A 20680-nucleotide genomic window follows, 5' to 3' on the forward strand; every position below is an offset into this window, starting at 1 on the left:
GCCGGGAGACGCCCCCGGCCCCTGCGGACCGCCTGCCTGCACACCGACGACGCATCCAACCGTGAGGTTTCCCCCGTGAACTGGGACGACGAGTCCGCATACGCCACACCCCCGGCAGGCGACCGCCTCGTCGGCACCGACGCCGATGGCGAGGACCGTGCCGTCGAGGCCGCGCTGCGGCCCAAGGACCTGGCCGAGTTCGTCGGCCAGGAGCGGGTCCGCCAGCAGCTCGACCTCGTCCTGAAGGCCGCCCGCGCCCGCGGCGCCACCGCCGACCACGTCCTGCTCTCCGGCGCCCCCGGGCTCGGCAAGACCACCCTCTCGATGATCATCGCCGCCGAGATGGGCGCCCCGATCCGCATCACCTCCGGGCCCGCCATCCAGCACGCCGGCGACCTGGCCGCGATCCTGTCCTCCCTCACCGAGGGCGAGGTGCTCTTCCTCGACGAGATCCACCGCATGTCCCGGCCCGCCGAGGAGATGCTCTACATGGCGATGGAGGACTTCCGGGTCGACGTGATCGTGGGCAAGGGCCCCGGCGCCACCGCCATCCCGCTGGAGCTGCCGCCCTTCACCCTCGTCGGCGCCACCACCCGGGCCGGCCTGCTGCCGCCCCCGCTGCGCGACCGCTTCGGCTTCACCGGGCACATGGAGTTCTACGCCCCCGCCGAGCTCCAGCGCGTCGTCCACCGCTCGGCCCGGCTGCTCGACGTGGAGATCGACGAGAAGGGCGCGGCCGAGATCGCCGGCCGCTCGCGCGGCACGCCCCGCATCGCCAACCGCCTGCTGCGCCGGGTGCGCGACTACGCCCAGGTCAAGGCCGACGGTGTGATCACCCAGGACGTCGCCGCCCGGGCCCTTGAGGTGTACGAGGTCGACCGGCGGGGCCTGGACCGGCTGGACCGGGCCGTGCTCACGGCACTGCTCAAGCTGTTCGGCGGCGGCCCCGTCGGGCTGTCCACCCTCGCCGTCGCCGTCGGTGAGGAGCGCGAGACCGTCGAGGAGGTCGCCGAGCCGTTCCTGGTACGGGAGGGGCTGCTGGCCCGTACGCCCAGGGGCCGCATCGCGACCCCGGCCGCGTGGACGCACCTCGGGCTGACCCCGCCCGTGCACGGCGGCCCGGGCACCGTTGCGCAGGAGGACAGCCTGTTCGGGCAGTGACCGGCGCGGGGGCTGGTCCGGTCAGGAACCACGGTGACATGCTGGGCGTTGTTCCATAGGTGCGGACTCGCTTAGACTCCGCCGATGCCGTCCGTACATGTACGGCATACCACCCCCGTAGACCAGGCCGCGCCCCCAGCGGTCGTGTGAAGGAATCCCCGTCCCGTGAATATCGTGACTCTCCTGCCGTTCATCGTGCTTATCGGGGCCATGTTCCTGATGACCCGGTCGGCGAAGAACAAGCAGCGCCAGGCCATGCAGATGCGTGATCACATGCAGCCGGGTACCGGTGTCCGGACGATCGGCGGCATGTATGCCACCGTCAAGGAGATCAACGAGGACACGGTCCTGCTGGAGGTCGCCCCGGGCGTGCACGCGATCTACGCGAAGAACGCCATCGGCGCGGTCCTGGAGGACGCCGAGTACAACCGCATCGTCCACGGCCTGGAGCCGGAGGAGACCCCGGTCGTCCCGGACGACGCCTCCGCGCTGACCGAGGCCGTCGAGTCCGGCGAGCCCCCGGTCGAGAAGAAGATCGACCTCGGCAAGGACGCCGCCACCACCGAGGACAAGGGCGCCGAGCCCGCCGTGTCCGGTGAGGGGACCGAGGCGGGGACCAAGGACGCCAAGCGGGACGGCGACACCGACGCGAAGTAGCCACTTCCCGGAACCGCGGAGCACCCACCGAGCGGTGCACCGCGGTTCCGTTACGGTCTAGGCTCCGGCGGGGGGCAGTCCCCACAACACTCGTGGCCGTCCGGCGAACACCCGACGCCGGACGGTTGGACAGGGAGAAACGACAAGGTGGCAGCACCGAAGAAGGGCCGCAGGTCCCCGGGCGGCCAGGGCAGGCCGGGCCGAGTCCTGGCCCTGATCCTGATCGCCATGGTGGCGCTCACCGCGGGGATGTTCGCCTCCGGGCACACCACACCGCGGCTGGGCATCGACCTCGCGGGGGGTACGAGCTTCACGCTGGAGGCCAAGAACCAGCCCGGCAAGCCCAATGCGATCAACACCACCAACATGAACACGGCCGTCGGCATCATCGACCGCCGTGTCAACGGTCTCGGCGTGAGCGAGGCCGAGGTGCAGACGCAGGGCGTGAAGCACATCATCGTGAACATCCCCAAGGGGACGAACGCGAAGCAGGCCCGCCAGCAGGTCGGTACCACCGCACAGCTCGGCTTCCGGCCGGTCCTGACGTCCACCGCGGGCGTCAAGACCCCGGAGCCCGCGCCCAGCGCCACCGGCGACAAGGACAAGGCCGACAAGGGCAAGCAGGACGAGAAGAGCAAGCAGGACGACAAGAACAAGTCCTCCGGCTCGCCCTCCCCGTCGGCCAGCACCCAGGGCCGTCCCGTGACCGACGCGCTCAAGGCCGACAAGGCCGACGCGACGCCGGGCGCCTCCGCCCCCTCGTCCGCCAAGACGGACGACAAGGGCGCGAAGAAGGACGACAAGAAGGCGCCGACGCCCACCCCGGCCACCGGGGACGCGGCCGCTCTCCAGAAGAAGCTCGACGCGCTGGACTGCTCCACCAAGGAGAGCCGCTCCCAGGCCAACGAGGCCGCCGCGGGCGCCAAGCCGACCGACTCGATCGTCGCCTGCCGCAAGGACGGCCAGGTCAAGGAGATCCTCGGTCCCGTGGCCGTCGAGGGCACCGGCGTCACCGGCGCCAACGCCGTCTTCGACTCCCAGGGCGGCAAGGGCTGGATCGTCCAGCTGAAGTTCAACTCCTCGGGCTCCAAGAAGTTCGCCCAGGTCACCGGCCAGCTGGCCAGCAAGCCGGCCCCGCAGAACCAGTTCGCGATCGTCCTGGACGGCGAGGTCGTCTCCGACCCCTCCGTCTCCACCTCGATCGGCGGCGGACAGGCCGAGATCTCCGGCGGCTTCACCCAGCAGAGCGCCACGGACCTCGCCAACGTGCTGTCCTACGGTGCCCTGCCGCTCTCCTTCGACGTCGTCACCGAGACCACGGTGACCGCCGCGCTCGGCGGTGAGCAGCTGCGCGCCGGTCTGATCGCCGGTGCCATCGGCCTCGCCCTGGTCGTCATCTACCTGGTGGCCTACTACCGCGGCCTCGCGCTCGTCGCCCTCGCCAGCCTCGCGGTCTCCGCGATCCTCACCTACACGATCATGGTCCTGCTCGGCCCGGCCATCAGCTTCGCGCTGAACCTGCCGGCCGTCTGCGGAGCCATCGTCGCGATCGGTATCACCGCCGACTCCTTCATCGTGTACTTCGAACGCATCCGGGACGAGATCCGCGAGGGCCGCACCCTGCGGCCGGCCGTCGAGCGTGGCTGGCCGCGCGCCCGCCGCACCATCCTCGTCTCCGACTTCGTCTCCTTCCTCGCCGCCGCGGTGCTCTTCGTCGTCACCGTCGGCAAGGTGCAGGGCTTCGCGTTCACCCTCGGTCTGACCACGCTCCTCGACGTCGTCGTGGTCTTCTTCTTCACCAAGCCGCTCATGACGATCCTCGCCCGCCGCAAGTTCTTCGCCAGCGGCCACCCCTGGTCCGGCCTGGACCCCAAGCGACTCGGCGTCAAGCCCCCGCTGCGGGCCTCCCGCCGCCGCGCCTCCGCCCCCGTCGACCCGAAGGAGGCGTGAGATGTCGCGACTCGGTACTCTCGGCGCCCGGCTCTACCGCGGTGAGGTCGGCTACGACTTCGTCGGCAAGCGGAAGATCTGGTACGGCATCTCGATCCTCATCACCATCACGGCCATCGTCGGCCTGGCGGTGCGCGGCCTGAACATGGGCATCGAGTTCTCCGGCGGCGCGGTCTTCACCACGCCCAAGACCTCCGTCTCGGCCACCCAGGCCCGGACGACGGCGGAGGAGACCTCCGGCCACACCGCCGTCGTCCAGAAGCTGGGCGACCGGACGCTGCGCGTCCAGGTCAGCGACCTCACCCCCGAGCAGTCGCGCAAGACCCAGGAGGCGCTGGCCAAGAAGCTCAACGTGCCGCTCGACAAGGTCAACACCGACATCGTCGGCCCCAGCTGGGGTGACCAGATCGCCGACAAGGCATGGACGGGCCTCGCGGCCTTCATGGTCCTCGTGGTGATCTACCTGGCGATCGCCTTCGAATGGCGCATGGCGCTCGCCGCCCTGATCGCGCTGGTCCACGACCTCACCATCACCGTCGGCGTCTACGCGCTCGTCGGCTTCGAGGTCACTCCGGGCACCGTGATCGGTCTGCTGACCATCCTCGGTTACTCCCTCTACGACACCGTCGTCGTCTTCGACGGTCTGAAGGAGGGCTCGAAGGACCTCACCAAGCAGGCACGCTTCACCTACAGCGAGATGGCCAACCGCAGCCTCAACGGCACCCTGGTGCGTTCCATCAACACCACGGTCGTCGCGCTGCTCCCGGTCGCCGGCCTGCTGTTCATCGGCGGCGGCTTCCTGGGCGCGGGCATGCTCAACGACATCTCCCTCGCCCTCTTCGTCGGCCTCGCGGCCGGTGCCTACTCCTCGATCTTCATCGCCACCCCGCTGGTCGCCGACCTCAAGGAGCGCGACCCGCAGATGAAGGCCCTGGCCAAGCGGGTGCGCGCCCGGCGCGCCGCCGACGCGGCCAAGGCCGAGGCCGGTGAGGCCCCCGAGGACGCCACCGACGCGGACGACGCCGAGGACGCCGCGGCCGGCGTCGTCGGCCAGCGCAGCCAGACCGCGAGCCGCAACCGCGGCCGCGGCGGTGCGACGGGCAAGCGCCGATGACCGCCGCGAGCGCCGCGGGCGCCGACCGTGAGCTGACCGAGCTGCTGCTCAGCCGCATCCACGACGTGCCGGACTACCCGAAGCCGGGCGTGACGTTCAAGGACATCACCCCGCTGCTCGCCGACGCCCGCGCCTTCGGCGCGCTCACCGACGCCCTCGCCGGGCTCTGCGAGCGCCACGGCGCCACCAAGGTCGTCGGCCTGGAGGCGCGCGGCTTCATCCTGGCCGCCCCCGTCGCCGTCCGTGCCGGGCTCGGCTTCGTGCCCGTGCGCAAGGCGGGCAAGCTGCCGGGCGCCACGCTGGCCCAGGCGTACGACCTCGAATACGGCAGCGCCGAGATCGAGATGCACGCGGACGCCCTGGACAGCGGCGACCGGGTGCTCGTCATCGACGACGTGCTGGCCACCGGCGGCACCGCCGAGGCGTCCCTGCAGCTCATCCGCCGGGCCGGCGCCGAGGTGGCGGGCGTCGCCGTGCTGATGGAGCTCAGCTTCCTGCCCGGCCGGGAGCGCCTGCAGGGCGCCCTCGCCGGCGCGCCCCTGGAGGCGCTGATCACGGTCTGAGGCACGGCCACGATCACAGGGCGGGCACCGGGAGCTTCCGGTGCTCGCCCTGCGTCGTGCGGGGCGCCGGTGGCCTTGCCACAGCCGGGCGCGCGGCGCTCCGGTGGCCGGGATCGATACCATGGCAGTCCGGACCTGAACGGGGGGCCGGAACGCATGAGGAGTGCTCTTGCCAGACGAGGTCCACCAGCCGCTGACCGCCGCTCACCAGGACAAGCCGTCTCCCGAGGCCGCGGCGGCCGCGGGCACGCCCACCGGCAGCCCGCACAGCGCCCCCGAGCCCGCCCCCGGCGGCGGCCGGAGCACGCCGCGCGGCGGCGACGGACCGCACCAGGCCGCCGCCCGGCCCCAGCCGGCGGCCCGCCCGCAGCCCTCCCCGTCGCCCGCCCGGCCCACGCCCTCGCCCGGTGCCGCGCCCCGCCCCGGCTCCTCCAGCCGCGTCCGCGCCCGCCTCGCCCGTCTGGGCGTGCAACGTTCCAGCCCGTACAACCCCGTGCTGGAGCCCCTGCTGCGCATCGTGCGCGGGAACGACCCCAAGGCCGACACCTCGACGCTGCGCCAGATCGAGCGGGCCTACCAGGTCGCCGAGCGCTGGCACCGCGGCCAGAAGCGCAAGAGCGGCGACCCGTACATCACGCACCCGCTCGCCGTCACCACGATCCTCGCCGAGCTGGGCATGGATCCGGCCACCCTGATGGCCGGCCTGCTGCACGACACCGTCGAGGACACCGAGTACGGCCTCGACGACCTGCGCCGGGACTTCGGCGACCAGGTCGCCCTGCTCGTCGACGGCGTCACCAAGCTCGACCGCGTGCAGTTCGGCGAGGCCGCGCAGGCCGAGACCGTGCGCAAGATGGTCGTCGCCATGGCCAAGGACCCGCGCGTCCTGGTCATCAAGCTCGCCGACCGCCTGCACAACATGCGCACCATGCGCTACCTCAAGCGGGAGAAGCAGGAGAAGAAGGCCCGCGAGACCCTGGAGATCTACGCCCCGCTGGCCCACCGGCTGGGCATGAACACCATCAAGTGGGAGCTGGAGGACCTCGCCTTCGCGATCCTCTACCCCAAGATGTACGACGAGATCGTCCGCCTCGTCGCCGAGCGCGCCCCCAAGCGGGACGAGTACCTGGCCATCGTCACCGACGAGGTCCAGGCCGACCTGCGTGCCGCCCGCATCAAGGCCACCGTCACCGGACGGCCGAAGCACTACTACAGCGTCTACCAGAAGATGATCGTGCGGGGCCGCGACTTCGCCGAGATCTACGACCTGGTGGGCATCCGCGTCCTCGTCGACACCGTCCGCGACTGCTACGCGGCGCTCGGCACCGTCCACGCCCGGTGGAACCCGGTCCCGGGGCGGTTCAAGGACTACATCGCGATGCCCAAGTTCAACATGTACCAGTCGCTGCACACGACGGTCATAGGGCCCAGCGGCAAGCCCGTCGAGTTGCAGATCCGCACGTTCGACATGCACCGCCGCGCCGAGTACGGCATCGCCGCGCACTGGAAGTACAAGCAGGAGGCCGTCGCCGGAGCCTCCAAGATCCGCACGGACGTGCCGAAGAACGCCGGCAAGAACCAGGACACCGTCAACGACATGGCCTGGCTCCGGCAGCTGCTGGACTGGCAGAAGGAGACCGAGGACCCGGGCGAGTTCCTGGAGTCCCTGCGCTTCGACCTCTCCCGCAACGAGGTCTTCGTCTTCACGCCCAAGGGCGACGTCATAGCGCTCCCGGCCGGCGCCACCCCCGTCGACTTCGCCTACGCCGTGCACACCGAGGTCGGCCATCGCACCATAGGCGCCCGGGTCAACGGGCGGCTCGTGCCGCTGGAGTCGACCCTCGACAACGGCGACCTGGTCGAGGTCTTCACGTCCAAGGCCCCCGGCGCCGGCCCCTCCCGGGACTGGCTGGGCTTCGTGAAGTCCCCGCGCGCCCGGAACAAGATCCGCGCCTGGTTCTCCAAGGAGCGCCGCGACGAGGCCATCGAGCAGGGCAAGGACGCCATCGCGCGGGCCATGCGCAAGCAGAACCTGCCGATCCAGCGCATCCTCACCGGCGACTCGCTGGTCACCCTCGCGCACGAGATGCGCTACCCCGACATCTCCTCCCTCTACGCCGCCATCGGCGAGGGGCACGTCGCGGCACAGGGCGTGGTGCAGAAGCTCGTCCAGGCGCTCGGCGGCGAGGACGCGGCCACCGAGGACATCGAGGAGACCGCGCCGATCCGCGGCCGCTCCAAGCGGCGCTCCAGCGCCGACCCGGGCGTGGTCGTCAAGGGCGTCGAGGACGTGTGGGTCAAACTGGCCCGCTGCTGCACCCCCGTGCCCGGCGACCCGATCATCGGGTTCGTCACCCGGGGCAACGGCATCTCGGTGCACCGCGCCGACTGCGTCAACGTCGACTCGCTCTCCCAGCAGCCCGAGCGGATCCTCGACGTCGAGTGGGCGCCCACCCAGTCGTCGGTCTTCCTCGTCGCCATCCAGGTCGAGGCCCTGGACCGCTCCCGGCTGCTGTCGGACGTCACGCGGGTCCTGTCGGACCAGCACGTCAACATCCTCTCGGCCGCCGTGCAGACCTCCCGCGACCGCGTGGCCACCTCGCGCTTCACCTTCGAGATGGGCGACCCCAAGCACCTGGGCCACGTCCTGAAGGCGGTCCGCGGCGTCGAGGGCGTCTACGACGTCTACCGCGTGACCTCGGCCCGCAGGCCGTAAGCGGACATGCGTAAGGGGCGCCGGCCACGGTCGGCGCCCCTTACGTCATGCCCTTATGCCGGCGTTCAGCCGCCGAACTCCTCCAGGCCCTTCAGCGCCTGGTCCAGCAGCGCCTTGCGGCCCTCCAGCTCCTTGGCGAGCTTGTCGGCCCTGGCGTCGTTGCCGGCCGCACGCGCCTTGTCGACCTGCTCCTGGAGCTTGTCGACCGCCGACTGCAGCTGGCCCGTCAGACCGGCCGCACGGGCCCGCGCCTCCGGGTTCGTGCGCCGCCACTCGGACTCCTCGGCCTCCTGGATGGCGCGCTCGACCGCGTGCATCCGGCCCTCGATCTTCGGCCGGGCGTCGCGCGGGACGTGCCCGATGGCCTCCCAGCGCTCGTTGATCGACCGGAAGGCGGCCCGCGCCGACTTCAGGTCGGCGACCGGGAGCAGCTTCTCGGCCTCGACGACCAGCTCCTCCTTGAGCGTGAGGTTGCCCTGCTGCTCGGCGTCGCGCTCGGCGAACACCTCGCTGCGCGCCTGGAAGAAGACGTCCTGCGCGCCCCGGAAGCGGGTCCACAGCTCGTCCTCCGCCTCGCGCTGGGCGCGGCCGGCGGCCTTCCACTCCGTCATCAGGTCGCGGTAACGCGCGGCCGTCGGGCCCCAGTCGGTGGACCCGGAGAGCGCCTCGGCCTCGGCGACCAGCTTCTCCTTGGCCTTGCGGGCATCCTCGCGCTGCGCGTCCAGCGACGCGAAGTGCGCCTTGCGCCGCTTGGAGAACGCCGAGCGGGCGTGCGAGAAGCGGTGCCACAGCTCGTCGTCGGTCTTGCGGTCCAGCCGGGGCAGGCCCTTCCAGGTGTCGACCAGGGCGCGCAGCCGCTCGCCGGCCGACCGCCACTGCTCGCTCGCCGCCAGCTCCTCGGCCTCGGCGACCAGCGCCTCCTTGGCCGTACGGGCCTCCTCGGACTGCTTGGCCTTGGCCGCCTTGCGCTCCTCACGGCGCGACTCGACGGTGGAGACCAGCTTGTCCAGCCGCTCCCGCAGCGCGGCCAGGTCACCCACGGCATGGTGCTCGTCGACCTGCGTACGCAGGTGGTCGATCGCGGTCATCGCGTCCTTGGCGGACAGGTCGGTGGTCCTGACCCGTCGTTCGAGGAGGCCGATCTCCACGACCAGTCCCTCGTACTTGCGCTCGAAGTAAGCCAGGGCCTCCTCGGGAGACCCGGCCTGCCACGAGCCGACGACCTGCTCGCCGTCGGCGGTACGCACGTACACGGTCCCCGTCTCATCGACGCGGCCCCACGGGTCGCTGCTCACAGCGCCTCCTCCACATGATGCCGGGGCCGGTGGGCGGCCCGCGCGCATCGTCCACAGTTATTGCCGGGCAGGGCCGCGCCCTGGCCGGTCCGACGGCTTGATCATCCGGGTGCGTAGAGCCGTCGGAGCAGGCACCCTACACAACGCCAACATAGGCGAACGGCGGCCCGGCTGTCCGTATCCCGCGCGACCGAAATTTCGCCGTCCGGGCGTCAGTTTTTGGTCACCGCCGCCTTGTCGATCACCACGGTCGCGTTCGGGGCGCCGTCGCCGGCTCCCGATCGCTCGCCGGCGTCGGCGATCTTCTTGAGCACCTTCATGCCCTCGGCGCCGATCGTGCCGAACGGGGTGTACTGCGGCGGCAGCTGGCTGTCCTGGTAGACGAGGAAGAACTGGCTGCCCCCGGTGTGCGGCTGGCCGGTGTTGGCCATCGCGACGGTGCCCGCCGGGTAGACGTTGCCCTTGAGCTTCTCGTCCTTGAGGTTCTCGTCCGGCAGCGTGTAGCCGGGGCCGCCCTGACCGCTGCCCTTGGGGTCACCGCACTGCAGGACGTAGATCCCGCCGGTGGTGAGCCGGTGGCACTTGCTGTGGTCGAAGAACCCTTCCTTCGCCAGGAACTCGAAGGAGTTGACCGTGTGCGGCGCGTTCGCGGCGTCGAGCTTGACGTCGATCGAGCCGCACGTCGTCTTGAGGTCCATCGCGTACGACGCCGACTTGTCGACGCTCATCTCCGGCTCCGACTTCCACGTCTTGCCGGAGGGAGAGCCGGGCGCCGGCTGGGCGCAGGGGTCCACGACCTTCTTGGGGCTCGGCGTGCTGTCCGCGGTGGTGTCGGACGGGTCCTTGTCGCCTCCGGACAGGGCGCCCGTCGCGTACGCGGTCACGCCCGCGGCCAGCACCACGGCGAGACCGGCGGCGATCACCGCGTTGCGGCGGCGGGCCTTGCGCTGCGCCGCCTCGCGGCGCTGCTGCTGCCGCTCGAACTTCTCCCGGGCGAGCTGCCGCCGCCGCTGCTCGTTAGTGACCACCGGGTCCTCTCCTCGTGCCGTCGCTGCGCATGTCATGAGCCGTATGTCGCGCGTGTGCCCGTACCGTATACGGGTTCGCGGCGGCAGGAGTGCCGCCGGTAGGCTCTGAGGCGGTCGGGTGTCACGCCGGGGGCTCCCGTCGGGACTCCCACCGGCCGCAACGCCGACCGATCATTACCGATCATTAAGGACGAACGTGCTCATTGCCGGGTTCCCCGCCGGGGCCTGGGGGACCAACTGTTACCTGGTCGCCCCGGCCGCAGGTGAGGAGTGCGTGATCATCGACCCGGGCCACGAGGCGGCCCAGGGCGTCGAGGAAGCACTGAAGAAGCATCGGCTCAAGCCCGTCGCCGTCGTCCTCACCCACGGCCACATCGACCACGTCGCCTCGGTCGTCCCCGTGTGCGGCGCCCACGACGTCCCGGCCTGGATCCACCCCGCCGACCGCTACATGATGAGCGACCCGGAGAAGGCCCTCGGCCGCTCCATCGGGCAGCAGCTCATGGGCGAGCTGACCGTCGGCGAGCCGGACGACGTCAAGGAGCTGACCGACGGCAGCCGGCTGGACCTCGCCGGGCTGGAGTTCTCCGTCGCGCACGCACCCGGCCATACCAAGGGGTCGGTGACTTTCAGGATGCCCGAAGCCCCCGACGGAGCAGACGTCCCGTCGGTGTTCTTCTCGGGCGACCTGTTGTTCGCCGGCTCCATCGGACGCACCGACCTGCCCGGCGGTGACCACGCCGAGATGCTCCAGTCGCTGGCCCGCGTGTGCCTGCCCCTGGAGGACTCGACCGTGGTGCTGTCCGGCCACGGTCCCCAGACGACCATCGGCCACGAGCGCGCCACCAACCCGTACCTGCGGGACGTGGCCGCCGGCCTTGGAGCCGCACACCCGGCTCCGCGACGAGGAATGTGACGAGAGTTTCCGTGAGCACCTTCAAGGCCCCCCGGGGCACCTACGACCTGATCCCGCCGGTCTCGGCGGTCTACCTGGCCGTCCGCGAGGCCATCTCCGCGCCGCTCAAGCGGGCCGGCTACGGCTACGTCGAGACCCCCGGCTTCGAGCAGGTCGAGCTGTTCTCCCGCGGCGTCGGCGAGTCCACCGACATCGTGACCAAGGAGATGTACACCCTCACCCAGCGCAGCGAGGGCAGCGAGCGGCTCGCCCTGCGCCCCGAGGGCACCGCCTCCGTGCTGCGCGCCGCCCTGGAGGCCAACCTCCACAAGGCCGGCAACCTCCCCGTCAAGCTCTGGTACTCCGGCTCGTACTACCGCTACGAGCGCCCGCAGAAGGGCCGCTACCGCCACTTCTCGCAGGTCGGTGCCGAGGCCATCGGCGCCGAGGACCCGGCGCTGGACGCCGAGCTGATCATCCTGGCCGTCGACGCCTACAAGTCGCTGGGCCTGAAGAACTTCCGCCTGCTGCTGAACTCGCTGGGCGACAAGGAGTGCCGTCCCGCCTACCGGGCCGCCCTGCAGGACTTCCTGCGCGGCCTGGACCTCGACGAGGACACCCGCCGGCGCGTCGAGATCAACCCCCTGCGGGTCCTCGACGACAAGCGCGCGGACGTCCAGAAGCAGCTCGTCGGCGCCCCCATGCTCCGCGACCACCTGTGCGAGGCGTGCAAGGAGTACCACGAGCAGGTGCGCGAGCTGCTGACCGCCGCCGGCGTCGCCTTCGAGGACGACGAGAAGCTGGTGCGCGGCCTGGACTACTACACCCGCACCACCTTCGAGTTCGTCCACGACGGCCTCGGCTCGCAGTCCGCGGTCGGCGGCGGTGGCCGCTACGACGGCCTGTCCGAGATGATCGGCGGCCCCGCGCTGCCGTCCGTCGGCTGGGCGCTCGGCGTGGACCGCACGGTGCTGGCGCTGGAGGCGGAGGGCATCGAGCTCGAACTGCCCGCCCCCACCCAGGTGTTCGCCGTGCCGCTGGGCGAGGAGGCCCGCCGGGTGCTCTTCGGCCTGGTGACCGAGCTGCGCCGGGCCGGCGTCGCGACGGACTTCGCCTTTGGCGGAAAGGGTCTGAAGAACGCCATGAAGTCGGCCAACCGCTCGGGCGCCCGCTACGCGCTCGTCGCGGGCGAGCGGGACCTGGCCGAGGGCGTGGTGCAGCTCAAGGACCTGGCCAGTGGCGAACAGAAGGCCGTCGCGTTCGACACCGTGGTGAGTGAAGTCCTTTCGGCCCACGGCTGATTCACAGGCCACTGGTGCAGAATGGGCGACACCGACCTACTGATGGGATCGACGGCGCTATGACGACTTCGGCTCTTGACCGCTCCGACACCGACGGCGTGGAGCGGGACGGTCCGTCCACCGGTGCGGTGGGCGCCGGCCGCGGGTTCGCCCTGCTGCTGGTGATCACCGGGGCGATGGGACTGCTGGCGTCCTGGGTCATCACGCTCGACAAGTTCAAGCTGCTCGAAGACCCGAACTTCGTGCCGGGCTGCAGCCTGAACCCCATCGTCTCGTGCGGCAACATCATGTCGAGCGAGCAGGCCAAGGCGTTCGGCTTCCCCAATCCGATGCTCGGGCTGGTCGCCTACGGCGTGATCATCGCCGTCGGCATGGGCCTGCTCGCCGGTGCCCGCTACCGCCGCTGGTACTGGCTCGGCATGGAGGCCGGCTGCCTCTTCGGCGTCGGCTTCGTCACGTGGCTGCAGTACCAGTCGCTGTACGTCATCGGCTCGCTGTGCCTGTGGTGCTGCCTGGCCTGGGTCGCCACCATCGTGATGTTCTGGTACGTCACCGTGCAGAACCTCCGCCACGGCTTCATCCCGGCCCCCGAGGGGCTCAAGCGGGGAATCCTGGAGTTCCACTGGGTGGTACCGGTGCTGTGGATCGGTGTCATCGGGATGCTGATCCTCACCAAGTGGTGGTGGTTCTGGACGGGCGGCACGGCCTGACCGGCCCCGTACGCACCTGGCTCGACCAACGCCGCCGGACCCCTCGGTCCGGCGGCGTTGTCTGGGGGCACCGCCCAGCGGTAGCTGGGGGAGGGGTGGCATAGGGTTTCGGGCGTGGAACCCGACCTGTTCACCGCAGCCGCAGAGGACCGCCAGGAGAAGGACCCGGCGAGCAGCCCCCTGGCCGTCCGCATGCGCCCCCGCACCCTCGACGAGGTCGTCGGGCAGGGACACCTGCTCAAGCCGGGCTCACCCCTGCGCCGGCTGGTGGGGGAGGGCAGCGGCGGTCCCGCCGGCCCGTCCTCGGTGATCCTCTGGGGCCCGCCCGGCATCGGCAAGACGACGCTGGCCTACGTGGTCAGCCAGGCCACCAACAAGCGCTTCGTCGAGCTGTCCGCGATCACGGCGGGCGTCAAGGAGGTGCGGGCCGTCATCGACGGCGCCCGCCGGGCCTCCGGCGGGTACGGCAAGGAGACCGTCCTCTTCCTGGACGAGATCCACCGCTTCAGCAAGGCCCAGCAGGACTCCCTGCTGCCCGCCGTGGAGAACCGCTGGGTCACCCTCATCGCGGCCACCACGGAGAACCCGTACTTCTCGATCATCTCCCCGCTGCTCTCGCGCTCGCTGCTGCTGACGCTGCAGGCGCTCACCGACGACGACCTGCGTGCCCTGATCCGGCGCGCCCTCACCGACGAGCGTGGGCTCGGCGGCGCCGTCACCCTCCCCGAGGAGGCCGAGGCCCATCTGCTGCGCATCGCGGGCGGCGACGCCCGGCGCGCGCTGACGGCGCTGGAGGCGGGGGCGGGCTCGGCCATCGCCAAGGGCGAGGACGAGATCACCCTGGAGACGCTGGAGGGCGCCGTCGACCGGGCCGCGGTGAAGTACGACCGCGACGGCGACCAGCACTACGACGTCGCCAGCGCCCTCATCAAGTCCATCCGCGGCTCCGACGTGGACGCGACGCTGCACTACCTGGCCCGCATGATCGAGGCGGGGGAGGACCCGCGGTTCATCGCGCGCCGGCTGATGATCTCGGCGAGCGAGGACATCGGGCTGGCCGACCCCACGGCGCTGCAGACGGCGGTCGCCGGGGCCCAGGCCGTGGCGATGATCGGCTTCCCCGAGGCGCGGATCACGCTGAGCCAGGTCGCCGTGGCGCTGGCGCTGGCCCCGAAGTCCAACGCCGCCTACCTCGCGATCGACGCGGCGCTGGCGGACGTGCGGGCGGGCCTGGCCGGGCCGGTGCCGGTGCACCTGCGGGACAGCCACTACAAGGGCGCGCAGAAGCTGGGGCACGGGCAGGGGTACGTCTACCCCCACGACGAGCCGGGCGGCATCACCGCGCAGCAGTACGCGCCCGACTCCGTGCACGGGAAGGTGTACTACGAGCCCACCCGGCACGGGGCCGAAGCGCGCTATGCGGACGTCGTGGAGCGCGTCCGCGCCCGGCTGCGGGGCGAGTGACTCCCCCGGCGGTGGCCGGGGGAGAAGGAGGACACCGCTTCAGAACCCCGCGGCCTCGAAGAGGCGGTGCATCTCCGTGCGCAGCTCCATCACGTCGCGCACCGGCTGGGGGAACTCGAAGCGTGCGTCGAAGGAGCGGTCCGCCGCCGTGCCCCCGCCGTGCCGGCGGGTGAAGCGCACGCGCATCCCGAAGCGGTCCAGTGCCACCGGCACCGCCGCGGCGTAGGCGTCTCGGGCCGCTTCCTCGCGCTCGCCCAGCAGCGTGCACAGGCCGCGCACCTGGTCGCCGTGGCCGGAGTGCAGGTGCTGCAGCAGCTCCGCCTCATGGGTGGCCAGCGGGTCGGCGAGTGCCTTGGCGAACTGCTCCGGCTCGACGCCGTCCGCGCCCCACAGATCGTCGACGCTCGCCTCGCCCAGCTCCAGCCGCAGCAGCATCTTCCCCGCCTCGGCCACCCCCGGGACGCAGGTGAGCCAGCCGTGCAGCCAGGCGCGGCCGCGGATACGGTTGGGCACGGAGACCGGGGCCACGTCCGTGAGCTCCAGCACGGCGGCCAGCTCGTCGTCCTGGGCGTGGGTGGCGGCCCGTACGGCCGGGGAATCGGCGGGCAGCACGAGGAAGACCTCGCCGTCCGGACCCACGGTCCGGGCGTCGGGCATGAGCTGGTCCGGGTAGGTGCCGGACAGCCCCGGGATCAGCAGCACCGCCGAGCATGTACTCTGTACGAGAGTTCGTGTGCGCTCGGCTGCTGACGGCATCCGTGCGATTTCAAGTCCGCTGGGACGCGGCTGACCACGATCTGATCGGACCTCCGTCGCGTCGACGCCATCAGTAGCGTCGGCCTCCTTCGTGCTGTCCGTGATGTGACTGGTGTTCCCCGGACGAGACATGCGATCTCCTTGAGTAAGGTAAGCCTAACCTAACTTACAACGGAGGTCTGGAGAACGTGCCTAACCAGTCGCGTCCCAAGGTCAAGAAGTCCCGTGCGCTCGGCATTGCGCTGACGCCGAAGGCCGTCAAGTACTTCGAGGCCCGCCCCTACCCGCCGGGCGAGCACGGCCGTGGCCGCAAGCAGAACTCGGACTACAAGGTCCGTCTGCTCGAGAAGCAGCGTCTGCGCGCCCAGTACGACATCAGCGAGCGCCAGATGGCCCGCGCCTACGACCGCGCCAAGAAGGCCGAGGGCAAGACCGGCGAGGCCCTGGTCATCGAGCTTGAGCGTCGCCTCGACGCCCTGGTCCTGCGTTCGGGCATCGCCCGCACCATCTACCAGGCCCGTCAGATGGTCGTCCACGGCCACATCGAGGTCAACGGTGGCAAGGTCGACAAGCCGTCCTTCCGCGTTCGCCCGAACGACGTCGTGATGGTCCGCGAGCGCAGCCGCAGCAAGGCCCTCTTCGAGACGGCCCGCGCCGGTGGCTTCGCCGCCGAGGGCGAGACCCCGCGCTACCTCCAGGTCAACCTGGCCGCGCTGGCGTTCCGCCTGGACCGTGACCCGAACCGCAAGGAGATCCCGGTCATCTGCGACGAGCAGCTCGTCGTCGAGTACTACGCCCGCTGATCCGGGACCTCCCGACAGCCGGACGAGCAGTACCGCTCTCCTTCTGCACAGCCCGTCGTCTCCCGGCCTTCACGGCCGGCGAGCCGGCGGGCTTGCGCGTTCCCGGGGGCCGGGTGAATCTCCGTACATTCGTGCACGTACGGACCGGTAATGCGGTACGGGCGCCGAGGCCCGGCGCGATAAGGTCAGTACCCGACGTTCAGAGAAATTGCTACAGCTAGGGAGCGGTGCAGCGTGTCCGGTGGAGAGGTGGCCGGGATCCTCGTGGCCGTCTTCTGGGCGATCCTCGTGTCCTTCATCGCCCTCGTGCTGGTGCGCCTGGCGCAGACCCTGAAGGCCGCCACCCGGCTGGTCGCCGAGGTCTCCGAGCAGGCCGTACCGCTGCTGGCCGAGGCATCCGCGACCGTCCGCTCGGCCAACACCCAGCTGGCGCGCGTCGACTCGATCGCCGCCGACGTCCAGGAGGTCACCGCGAACGCCTCCGCGCTGTCCTCCACCGTCTCGACCGCCTTCGGCGGCCCGCTGGTCAAGGTGGCCGCGTTCGGCTACGGCGTGCGGCGTGCCATGGGCCGCAAGGCCGAGCCCGCGCGCGGCAGCGGCACCGTCTTCGTGGGCAGGGCCGCCGGCCAGGACCTGCCGTCCGCCCGGCGCGGCAGCCGCCGCACCCGCAAGAAGGGTTGACCCCAGAAATGTTCCGCCGCACGTTCTGGTTCACCACTGGTGTAGCAGCCGGTGTCTGGGCCACCACCAAGGTCAACCGCAAGCTCGCCAAGCTCACCCCCGAGAGCCTGGCCCTGCAGGCGGCCGACCGCGCCGTCATCGCGGGCCGCAAGGTCAAGCTCTTCGCGCTCGACGTGCGCGAGGGCATGGCGCACCGCGAGGCGGCGCTCAAGGACGCGCTCGGCCTGAACGCCGCGCCGCCCGAGCCCGACCACCGTGCACTTCCCGAGCAGCGCCGTCTCATCGCTCTCGAACAGCAGCACACCTACAACTCGCTCACCCGGAAAGAGGACCACTGATGGAGTCGGCTGAAATCCGCAGGCGCTGGCTGCGCTTCTTCGAGGAGCGTGGGCACACCGTCGTGCCGTCGGCGTCGCTCATCGCGGACGACCCGACGCTGCTGCTGGTCCCCGCGGGCATGGTCCCGTTCAAGCCCTACTTCCTCGGCGAGGTCAAGCCGCCCTTCCCGCGCGCCACGAGCGTGCAGAAGTGCGTCCGCACCCCGGACATCGAGGAGGTCGGCAAGACCACCCGCCACGGCACGTTCTTCCAGATGTGCGGCAACTTCTCCTTCGGCGATTACTTCAAGGAAGGCGCCATCAAGTACGCCTGGGAGCTGCTGACGACTCCCGTGGCGGACGGCGGCTACGGCCTGGAGCCGGAGAAGCTCTGGATCACCGTCTACCTCGACGACGACGAGGCCGAGCGCATCTGGCGCGACGTGGTCGGCGTGCCGGCCCAGCGCATCCAGCGCCTGGGCAAGAAGGAGAACTACTGGTCCATGGGCGTCCCCGGCCCGTGCGGACCGTGCTCCGAGATCAACTACGACCGTGGCCCCGAGTTCGGCATCGAGGGTGGCCCGGCCGTCAACGACGAGCGCTACGTGGAGATCTGGAACCTGGTCTTCATGCAGTACGAGCGCGGCGCCGGCGAGGGCAAGGAGGACTTCCCGATCCTCGGCGACCTGCCCAGCCAGAACATCGACACCGGCCTCGGCCTGGAACGCCTTGCGATGATCCTGCAGGGCGTGCAGAACATGTACGAGACCGACACCCTGCGCGTCGTGATCGACAAGGCCACCGAGCTCACCGGCGTCCGCTACGGCGCTGCCCAGGGCACCGACGTCGCCCTGCGCGTGGTCGCCGACCACATGCGCACGTCCACCATGCTCATCGGTGACGGCGTCACCCCCGGCAACGAGGGCCGCGGCTACGTGCTGCGCCGCATCATGCGCCGTGCCATCCGCAACATGCGCCTGCTCGGCGCGACCGGCCCGGTCGTCGCCGAGCTGCTCGACGTCGTCATCCGCACGATGGGCCAGCAGTACCCGGAGCTGCTGAGCGACCGGGGGCGCATCGAGACGGTCGCGCTCGCCGAGGAGGCCGCCTTCCTCAAGGCCCTCAAGGGCGGCACCAACATCCTCGACACCGCCGTCACCGAGACCAAGGCCGCCGGCGGCACGGTCCTGGCCGGCGACAAGGCGTTCCTGCTCCACGACACCTGGGGCTTCCCGATCGACCTCACCCTGGAGATGGCCGCCGAGCAGGGCCTGTCCGTGGACGAGGACGGCTTCCGCCGCCTGATGAAGGAGCAGCGGGACCGCGCCAAGGCCGACGCCAAGGCCAAGAAGACCGGCCACGCGGACCTGTCCGCCTACCGCGAGGTGGCCGACACCGTCGGCGAGACCGAGTTCACCGGCTACACCCTCACCGAGAACGAGTCCACCGTCGTCGGCCTGCTCGTCGACGGCGTGCCCTCGCCCGCCGCCTCCGAGGGCGACGAGGTCGAGGTCGTCCTGGACCGCACCCCGTTCTACGCCGAGGGCGGCGGCCAGCTCGCCGACCAGGGCCGCATCAAGCTCGACAACGGCGCCGTGATCGAGGTCCGCGACGTCCAGAAGCCCGTCCCGGGCGTCAACGTCCACAAGGGCGTCGTCCAGGTCGGCGAGGTCACCGTGGGCGCCTCCGCCTACGCCGTGATCGACGTCCGGCGCCGCCGGGCCATCGCCCGCGCCCACAGCGCCACCCACCTCACCCACCAGGCGCTGCGCGACGCCCTGGGCCCGACGGCCGCCCAGGCCGGTTCGGAGAACTCCCCGGGCCGCTTCCGCTTCGACTTCGGCTCGCCGGCCGCCGTGCCCGGCTCGGTCCTCACCGACGTCGAGCAGCGCATCAACGAGGTCCTCTCGCACGAGCTCGACGTCCACGCCGAGGTCATGAGCCTGGACGAGGCCAAGAAGGCCGGTGCCATCGCCGAGTTCGGCGAGAAGTACGGCGAGCGCGTGCGCGTCGTGACCATCGGTGACTTCTCCAAGGAGCTGTGCGGCGGTACGCACGTCGCCAACACCGCCCAGCTGGGTCTGGTGAAGCTGCTCGGCGAGTCCTCGATCGGCTCCGGCGTGCGCCGGGTCGAGGCCCTCGTCGGCGCCGACGCCTACAACTTCCTGGCCAAGGAGCACACGGTCGTCGCCCAGCTCACCGAGCTGGTCAAGGGCCGTCCGGAGGAGCTCCCGGAGAAGATCTCCGGCATGCTCGCCAAGCTCAAGGACGCCGAGAAGGAGATCGAGCGCTTCCGCGCCGAGAAGGTCCTGCAGGCCGCCGCGGGCCTGGCCGAGGGCGCCAAGGACGTGCACGGCGTGGCGCTGGCCGTCGGCCGGGTGCCGGACGGCACCGGCGCCGACGACCTGCGCAAGCTCGTCCTGGACGTCCGGGGCCGCATCCAGGGCGGCCGCGCGGCCGTCGTGGCCCTGTTCACCGTGGCGGGCGGCCGTCCGCTGACCGTGATCGCCACCAACGAGGCCGCCCGCGAGCGCGGCCTCAAGGCCGGCGACCTGGTCCGCGCCGCGGCCAAGACCCTCGGCGGCGGTGGCGGCGGCAAGCCGGACGTCGCCCAGGGCGGTGGCCAGAACCCCGAGGCCGTCGACGAGGCCATGGCCGCCGTCGAGCGCCTCGTGGCGGAAGCGGCCTGACCGTGCGACGAGGCAGGCGCATTGCCGTGGACGTCGGGGACGCCCGGATCGGGGTCGCCACGTGCGACCCCGACGGGATCCTCGCCACCCCGGTCGAGACCGTGCCCGGACGCGACATCCCGCAGGCCCACAAGCGGCTCGCGGCGATCGTCGCGGAGTACGAGCCGGTCGAGGTCGTCGTCGGTCTGCCCCGCTCCCTCAAGGGGGGAGAGGGGCCGGCCGCGGCCAAGGTCCGCACGTTCGCCAGGGAAATGGCCCGGCGGGTCGCCCCGGTGCCGGTCCGGCTCGTCGACGAGCGTATGACGACGGTCACGGCGGCCCAGGGGCTGCGCGCCTCCGGCGTCAGCTCGAAGAAGGGCCGGTCGGTGGTCGATCAGGCTGCCGCCGTGGTGATCCTGCAGAATGCCCTGGAGATCGAGAAGATCTCCGGTCGCCCGCCGGGTGAGGCCGTCGAAGTGGTCATCTGATCGCAATACGGTAACGTTCCGCGCGACATGGCAGCTGTTCGAATGTGCTCCGGGCAGGACCAGACATCGGACGTGTGCGCCTCACCGGGCGCCCAACGGCTGCCGCTGTGCG

General features: G+C 71.1%; 18 protein-coding genes. 15 read left to right on the forward strand and 3 right to left on the reverse strand.

Annotated elements, in window-relative coordinates; all coding sequences use genetic code 11:
* The first annotated feature begins 75 nt into the window (after positions 1 to 75).
* The 6 genes from ruvB to IE182_RS08265 all read left to right on the forward strand — a co-directional run bounded on the left by ruvB (position 76) and on the right by IE182_RS08265 (position 8161).
* Positions 76 to 1161 (forward strand): Holliday junction branch migration DNA helicase RuvB, encoded by a 1086-nt coding sequence (gene ruvB / locus IE182_RS08240; RefSeq protein ID WP_190108999.1) that lies wholly within the window; start codon positions 76 to 78, stop codon positions 1159 to 1161.
* A 165-nt stretch (positions 1162 to 1326) separates the two neighbouring features.
* A complete protein-coding gene (gene yajC, locus IE182_RS08245; protein ID WP_190109000.1) occupies positions 1327 to 1818 on the forward strand; it encodes a preprotein translocase subunit YajC in 492 nt (163 codons plus the stop codon).
* Positions 1819 to 1965: 147 nt separating this feature from the next.
* On the forward strand, positions 1966 to 3768 hold the full coding sequence (gene secD / locus IE182_RS08250; protein ID WP_190109001.1) for a protein translocase subunit SecD: 1803 nt from the start codon (positions 1966 to 1968) through the stop codon (positions 3766 to 3768).
* Position 3769: 1 nt separating this feature from the next.
* Positions 3770 to 4882, forward strand: a complete 1113-nt coding sequence (gene secF, locus IE182_RS08255) for a protein translocase subunit SecF (protein ID WP_190109002.1) — start codon at positions 3770 to 3772, stop codon at positions 4880 to 4882.
* Entirely contained in the window at positions 4879 to 5445 is a 567-nt protein-coding gene (locus tag IE182_RS08260) for an adenine phosphoribosyltransferase (RefSeq protein WP_190109003.1), read from the forward strand. Before secF ends, IE182_RS08260 begins: the two co-directional genes overlap by 4 nt.
* Positions 5446 to 5614: 169 nt before the next feature.
* Positions 5615 to 8161, forward strand: a complete 2547-nt coding sequence (locus IE182_RS08265) for a RelA/SpoT family protein (RefSeq protein WP_190109004.1) — start codon at positions 5615 to 5617, stop codon at positions 8159 to 8161.
* Positions 8162 to 8226: 65 nt separating this feature from the next.
* Here IE182_RS08265 and IE182_RS08270 read toward each other — a convergent pair whose 3' ends face one another.
* Positions 8227 to 9456 carry a DUF349 domain-containing protein gene (locus tag IE182_RS08270; protein ID WP_190109005.1) on the reverse strand — a complete coding sequence of 410 codons (1230 nt, stop codon included), beginning with the start codon at positions 9454 to 9456 and terminating at the stop codon, positions 8227 to 8229.
* 212 nt (positions 9457 to 9668) lie between these two features.
* On the reverse strand, positions 9669 to 10484 hold the full coding sequence (locus tag IE182_RS08275) for a peptidylprolyl isomerase (protein ID WP_190109006.1): 816 nt from the start codon (positions 10482 to 10484) through the stop codon (positions 9669 to 9671).
* A gap of 196 nt (positions 10485 to 10680) precedes the next feature.
* Here IE182_RS08275 and IE182_RS08280 point away from each other — a divergent pair, with 196 nt between their 5' ends.
* The 4 genes from IE182_RS08280 (at position 10681) to IE182_RS08295 (ending at position 14854) form a co-directional block, all read left to right on the forward strand.
* Positions 10681 to 11400: an MBL fold metallo-hydrolase gene (locus tag IE182_RS08280; RefSeq protein WP_190109007.1), complete on the forward strand. Its 720-nt coding sequence runs from the start codon at positions 10681 to 10683 to the stop codon at positions 11398 to 11400.
* 11 nt (positions 11401 to 11411) lie between these two features.
* Positions 11412 to 12680: a histidine--tRNA ligase gene (gene hisS / locus IE182_RS08285; protein ID WP_190109008.1), complete on the forward strand. Its 1269-nt coding sequence runs from the start codon at positions 11412 to 11414 to the stop codon at positions 12678 to 12680.
* Between the two features lie 59 nt (positions 12681 to 12739).
* Positions 12740 to 13390 carry a vitamin K epoxide reductase family protein gene (locus IE182_RS08290; protein WP_190109009.1) on the forward strand — a complete coding sequence of 217 codons (651 nt, stop codon included), beginning with the start codon at positions 12740 to 12742 and terminating at the stop codon, positions 13388 to 13390.
* Between the two features lie 114 nt (positions 13391 to 13504).
* Complete coding sequence (locus IE182_RS08295; protein WP_190109010.1) at positions 13505 to 14854, forward strand: replication-associated recombination protein A; 1350 nt, start codon at positions 13505 to 13507, stop codon at positions 14852 to 14854.
* A gap of 39 nt (positions 14855 to 14893) precedes the next feature.
* On the opposite strand, the gene IE182_RS08300 is transcribed toward IE182_RS08295, so the two are convergent.
* Positions 14894 to 15610: a DUF2470 domain-containing protein gene (locus IE182_RS08300; RefSeq protein ID WP_190109011.1), complete on the reverse strand. Its 717-nt coding sequence runs from the start codon at positions 15608 to 15610 to the stop codon at positions 14894 to 14896.
* A 188-nt stretch (positions 15611 to 15798) separates the two neighbouring features.
* Between IE182_RS08300 and rpsD the strand changes: the two genes are divergently transcribed.
* The 5 genes from rpsD (at position 15799) to ruvX (ending at position 20568) form a co-directional block, all read left to right on the forward strand.
* Positions 15799 to 16413, forward strand: a complete 615-nt coding sequence (gene rpsD, locus IE182_RS08305) for a 30S ribosomal protein S4 (RefSeq protein ID WP_190109012.1) — start codon at positions 15799 to 15801, stop codon at positions 16411 to 16413.
* A 234-nt stretch (positions 16414 to 16647) separates the two neighbouring features.
* Entirely contained in the window at positions 16648 to 17094 is a 447-nt protein-coding gene (locus tag IE182_RS08310) for a DUF948 domain-containing protein (RefSeq protein ID WP_190109013.1), read from the forward strand.
* An 8-nt stretch (positions 17095 to 17102) separates the two neighbouring features.
* Positions 17103 to 17432: a hypothetical protein gene (locus tag IE182_RS08315; RefSeq protein WP_190109014.1), complete on the forward strand. Its 330-nt coding sequence runs from the start codon at positions 17103 to 17105 to the stop codon at positions 17430 to 17432.
* Complete coding sequence (alaS, locus tag IE182_RS08320) at positions 17432 to 20101, forward strand: alanine--tRNA ligase (RefSeq protein ID WP_190109015.1); 2670 nt, start codon at positions 17432 to 17434, stop codon at positions 20099 to 20101. The genes IE182_RS08315 and alaS overlap by 1 nt, the downstream gene beginning before the upstream one ends.
* A complete protein-coding gene (gene ruvX, locus IE182_RS08325; RefSeq protein WP_190109165.1) occupies positions 20098 to 20568 on the forward strand; it encodes a Holliday junction resolvase RuvX in 471 nt (156 codons plus the stop codon). Before alaS ends, ruvX begins: the two co-directional genes overlap by 4 nt.
* The last annotated feature ends 112 nt before the right edge of the window (positions 20569 to 20680 follow it).

It is taken from the genome of Streptomyces cinnamoneus, from assembly GCF_014650495.1.
Taxonomy (GTDB): Bacteria; Actinomycetota; Actinomycetes; order Streptomycetales; family Streptomycetaceae; genus Streptomyces; species Streptomyces cinnamoneus.

Coding starts and splice junctions, on each gene's coding strand:
- secF (WP_190109002.1), top strand. CDS start 3,770: ATGTCGCGACTCGGTACTCTCGGCGCCCGGCTCTACCGCGGTGAGGTC.
- IE182_RS08260 (WP_190109003.1), top strand. CDS start 4,879: ATGACCGCCGCGAGCGCCGCGGGCGCCGACCGTGAGCTGACCGAGCTG.
- IE182_RS08290 (WP_190109009.1), top strand. CDS start 12,740: ATGACGACTTCGGCTCTTGACCGCTCCGACACCGACGGCGTGGAGCGG.
- IE182_RS08300 (WP_190109011.1), bottom strand. CDS start 15,610: ATGCCGTCAGCAGCCGAGCGCACACGAACTCTCGTACAGAGTACATGC.
- IE182_RS08315 (WP_190109014.1), top strand. CDS start 17,103: ATGTTCCGCCGCACGTTCTGGTTCACCACTGGTGTAGCAGCCGGTGTC.
- alaS (WP_190109015.1), top strand. CDS start 17,432: ATGGAGTCGGCTGAAATCCGCAGGCGCTGGCTGCGCTTCTTCGAGGAG.